General features: G+C 71.7%; 6 protein-coding genes. All 6 read left to right on the top strand.

Annotated features, from left to right (window positions below):
- Positions 1-776: cell division protein FtsQ/DivIB (locus N869_RS13260; protein WP_035062375.1), on the top strand; the 776-nt coding region annotated here is incomplete at its 5' end.
- A 141-nt stretch (positions 777-917) separates the two neighbouring features.
- Positions 918-2,204, top strand: a complete 1,287-nt coding sequence (ftsZ, locus tag N869_RS13265; RefSeq protein WP_035062377.1) for a cell division protein FtsZ — start codon at positions 918-920, stop codon at positions 2,202-2,204.
- A 1-nt stretch (position 2,205) separates the two neighbouring features.
- Entirely contained in the window at positions 2,206-2,991 is a 786-nt protein-coding gene (locus N869_RS13270; RefSeq protein ID WP_035062379.1) for a polyphenol oxidase family protein, read from the top strand.
- Between the two features lie 110 nt (positions 2,992-3,101).
- Positions 3,102-3,575, top strand: coding sequence for a cell division protein SepF (locus N869_RS13275; RefSeq protein WP_035062380.1), 474 nt, complete (start codon positions 3,102-3,104; stop codon positions 3,573-3,575).
- Between the two features lies 1 nt (position 3,576).
- The gene (locus N869_RS13280) at positions 3,577-3,864 is read left to right on the top strand and encodes a YggT family protein (RefSeq protein ID WP_035062381.1); all 288 of its coding nucleotides are present in this window, start codon (positions 3,577-3,579) and stop codon (positions 3,862-3,864) included.
- Positions 3,865-3,991: 127 nt separating this feature from the next.
- On the top strand, positions 3,992-4,242 hold a 251-nt coding region (locus N869_RS13285; RefSeq protein ID WP_035062382.1), incomplete at its 3' end, for a DivIVA domain-containing protein.

Raw genomic sequence — 4,242 nt, forward strand, 5'->3', positions numbered from 1 at the left:
GCCCGCGCAAGGCGTCGTCGTCGCGCCCGACCGTGGTCTCGCAGGGGTCCGCCGCGCGGTTCGCCGAGCGTGCCGCCCTGCGCCGTCGTCTGCTGCGGCGCCGGATCGGTCGCTGGACGGGGGCGACGGCGGTCGTCGGCGGGGTGGTCTGGGCACTGCTGCTGTCCCCACTGCTGGAGCTCGATGCCCGGCAGGTCGAGATCCTGGGCGCCGAGGAGGTCGTCGATCTGGAGGCCATCGACCAGCTGGTGGCGCAGAGCGCCGGGGTGCCACTGCCCCGGGTGGACACCGTCGGGCTCCGCAGGGACGTGCTCGAGGTCCGCGGGGTGCGTGAGGCCGAGGTCGAGCGGTTGTGGCCGCACGGCCTGCGGGTGTCGGTCGTGGCCCGGGTCCCGGTGGCGGCGGTCCCCGAGGGGGAGGAGGTCGTGCTCCTCGACGCCGAGGGCGTGCAGGTCGCCCGCGTGGCAGAGGCCCCCGACGGTCTCCCGACGATCCGCGTCCCGTTGGACGAGCCGGACAACCGCACCACGATCGCGGTGCTGACCGTGCTCCGAGCGCTGCCGGAGGACCTCGCCGAGGACGTGGTGGGGGTGTCGGCGAGCAGCAGGGACGCCGTCACCCTGACGTTGGCCGACGGCGCGCGTGTCCTGTGGGGCAGTGCCGACGAGTCGGTCCTCAAGGCCGAGGTGCTGCAGGTGCTGCGCAGCTCGGACGTGACGGACGACACACAGGTCTTCGACGTCTCCGCCCCCAGGCTCCCGATCACCGGCTCATGAACGATCGGTCGCGCGACACGCCTCCCGGGTCGTTGCCGGTTGCCTGGAGGGCACCTAGCGTCGACCCCAGCACAAACTGACATAACTCTAACCTTCTACTTCAACGTGAAGGTTGGTCATCGAACGACGAGAGGCACCGACGTGGCAGCTCCGCAGAACTACCTGGCGGTCATCAAGGTGGTCGGCATCGGCGGCGGTGGCGTCAACGCCGTGAACCGCATGATCGAGGTCGGGCTCAAGGGTGTGGAGTTCATCGCGATCAACACCGACGCCCAGGCGCTGCTGATGTCGGACGCGGACGTGAAGCTCGACGTCGGCCGTGAGCTGACCCGCGGGCTCGGCGCCGGGGCCGACCCCGAGGTCGGCAAGAAGGCCGCCGAGGACCACGCCGACGAGATCGAGGACGTCCTGCGTGGCGCCGACATGGTGTTCGTCACTGCAGGTGAGGGTGGTGGCACCGGTACCGGCGGGGCGCCGGTCGTCGCCCGCATCGCCCGTTCCCTCGGCGCGCTGACCATCGGTGTGGTGACTCGTCCGTTCACCTTCGAGGGCCGCCGACGCTCGGTCCAGGCCGAGTCGGGGATCGCGGCGCTCCGCGAGGAGGTCGACACCCTGATCGTGATCCCCAACGACCGGCTGCTGTCGATCTCGGACCGCAACGTCTCGGTGCTCGACGCGTTCCACTCGGCCGATCAGGTCCTGCTGTCCGGTGTCCAGGGGATCACCGACCTGATCACCACGCCCGGCCTGATCAACCTCGACTTCGCCGACGTCAAGAGCGTCATGCAGGGTGCCGGGAGCGCCCTCATGGGCATCGGCTCCGCGCGTGGCGACGACCGCGCGGTCCAGGCCGCAGAGCTCGCGATCTCGTCGCCGCTGCTGGAGGCGAGCATCGACGGGGCGCACGGGGTGCTCCTGTCGATCCAGGGTGGGTCCGACCTCGGCCTGTTCGAGATCAACGAGGCGGCCCGCCTGGTGCAGGAGGCCGCCCACCCCGAGGCGAACATCATCTTCGGTGCGGTCATCGACGACGCCCTGGGCGACGAGGTGCGGGTCACGGTCATCGCGGCCGGGTTCGACTCCGGTTCGCCGACGGTGCGCAAGGACCCCCGGGCCATCGGGCAGGTGAGCTCGGTCCCGACCGTGCCGACCGTCGAGGAGGAGGCTCCGGCTGCGGTCGAGCGCCCGGCCCCGGCTCCGGCGCCCGCCCCGGCCCCTGAGCCGGAGCACGAGGCGTGGCGACGGTCCGGGCCGGTGGAGCTCGAGGCCGAGCGCACGGCCCCGTACGTGCCCGCGTTCGTCGCCGAGGACCAGCCTCGCCCCGCTCCCGCAGAGGGCGTCGAGGTCCCGCGGGTCTTCGAGGACCGTCCGGTCCGTCGTGGGGCCGACGACCTCGACCTGCCGGACTTCCTCAAGCACTCGCAGTGACGTGAGCCGCGTGCCCCTGGTCGAGGTCGACCTCGGCCCGGGGGTCCGGGCCGGGTTCTCGACGGTCGGGCTGGCGGTCGGCCGGGGCCCGGGTGGACGTCCGGGTGACGCGGTGTCCGCCTTCAACCTCGGTCTGGGACTGCACGAGCCGGACGAGCTCGTGCTCGCCAGGCGCGAGGCGGTGGCCGGGTACCTCGGGGCTCCCCTGGCCTGGGTGCACCAGGTCCACGGGTCCACGGTGCACGTGGTGGGGGAGCCGGGGCCCGGGCCACGACCGTCGGCCGAGGCCGACGGTCTGGTCACGACCCGCAGGGACGTCGGCCTCGCGGTGGTGGTAGCCGACTGCGTCCCGGTCCTGCTCGCCGATCCCGGCGCCGGGGTCTCGGGTGCGGCGCACGCCGGACGCGAGGGCGTGGTCGCCGGTGTGGTCCCTGCGGTGGTGGCGGCGATGGTGTCGGCCGGTGCCCGGCGCGAGCACCTCCGGGCGTTCGTCGGCCCTGCGGCGTGCGGACGCTGCTACGAGGTGCCCTCCGCCATGCGCGCCGACGTGGCGGCCCGGTTGCCGGCGACCGCCTCGCGCACCGTCCTGGGCACACCCGCTCTGGACCTGCCGGCCGGCGTCTGCTCCCAGCTGGAGGCGGCAGGTGTCGGCTCGGTGACGGCTCTGGGCTGCTGCACGATCGAGGACCAGCGCTGGTTCTCCCATCGTGGGACGTCCCGCGGTGGCCCCCAGGGGCGGTTCGCAGGTGTGGTCCGGTGCCTCCCGGCTTCGTCAACAGGTACTTGACATGGGCGTGTCGTGCTGCCATGCGCCCGGCGGGCGGATAGCGTGATCACCACGGGCCACCCCGACCGGGCGGTCCGACAAGGACGCTTCAGGTGGGATGGAGGCCGCGCATGGCCGGTGCACTGCGCAAGACGATGCTGTACCTGGGCTTGGCCGAGGAGGAGCGCCACGGCCAGGCCGAGGACTACGTCGACGAGTACGACGAGGAGTACGCCGTGCCCCAGGACCACGAGGCTGAGGTGACACCGATCCACCGGGGTGCTGTCCGGCCCGTGCCGGACGTGGCCCCGAGCGCGGACCTGCGGCGGATCACCACGATCCACCCGCGTTCGTACAACGACGCCCGGGTGATCGGTGAGGCCTTCCGGTCGGGCACCCCGGTGATCATCAACCTGTCCGAGATGACCGACGCGGACGCCAAGCGGCTGGTCGACTTCTCCGCAGGGTTGATCTTCGGCCTGCGGGGCACGATCGAACGGGTGACGAGCAAGGTGTTCCTGCTCTCGCCCGAGCACGTGGAGGTCACCGGCGAGGACGACGTCGCCGGCGGCGAGGACCGCGCCGGCTTCTTCAACCAGAGCTGACGTGGCACTCGTCTTCGGTGCCCTGTACTGGGTCGTCCTGCTCTTCCTGCTGCTGATGCTCGTGCGCCTCGTGTTCGAGTGGGTCCAGGTGTTCGCCCGTGAGTGGCGGCCGCGTGGGATCGTGCTCGTCGTGGCCGAGGCGGCCTACACCGTGACCGACCCTCCGATCCGCGCGGTGCGCAGGGTCGTGCCCCCGCTCGGGATCGGGGGGATCCGCCTGGATCTGGGCTTCATCATCGTGATGTTCGCCGGCTGGATCCTTCTCAACGTGCTGCAGGTGCTCGCATGACCAGCAGCCCGACACGCCGACCCGAGGCGGTCCCCCGCCGTGCGATCCCCGTGATCTCCGCTACCGTGAGCCGTGGCGGTCGGGGGGACTGCCGCGGCCAGACCAGCACGAACTACGAGGTGACACCATGGCTCTGCTGACGGCAGACGACGTCCTGAACAAGAAGTTCCAGGCGACGAAGTTCCGCGAGGGGTACGACCAGGACGAGGTCGACGACTTCCTGGACGAGGTCGTCAACACGCTGCGTGCTGTCACCGCGGAGAACGACGACCTCAAGGGCAAGCTCTCGGCCGCGGAGCGCCGGATCGCCGAGCTCAGCAGGGCGGGCGCCGCACCACAGCCGGCGCCGGAGCCCAAGCCGGAGCCGAAGCCGGAGCC

It is taken from the genome of Cellulomonas bogoriensis 69B4 = DSM 16987, from assembly GCF_000767165.1.
Taxonomy (GTDB): domain Bacteria; phylum Actinomycetota; class Actinomycetes; order Actinomycetales; family Cellulomonadaceae; genus Actinotalea; species Actinotalea bogoriensis.

Excerpts from the sequence above, each read along its gene's own strand:
- N869_RS13275 (WP_035062380.1), top strand. The coding sequence starts at position 3,102 with ATGGCCGGTGCACTGCGCAAGACGATGCTGTACCTGGGCTTGGCCGAG.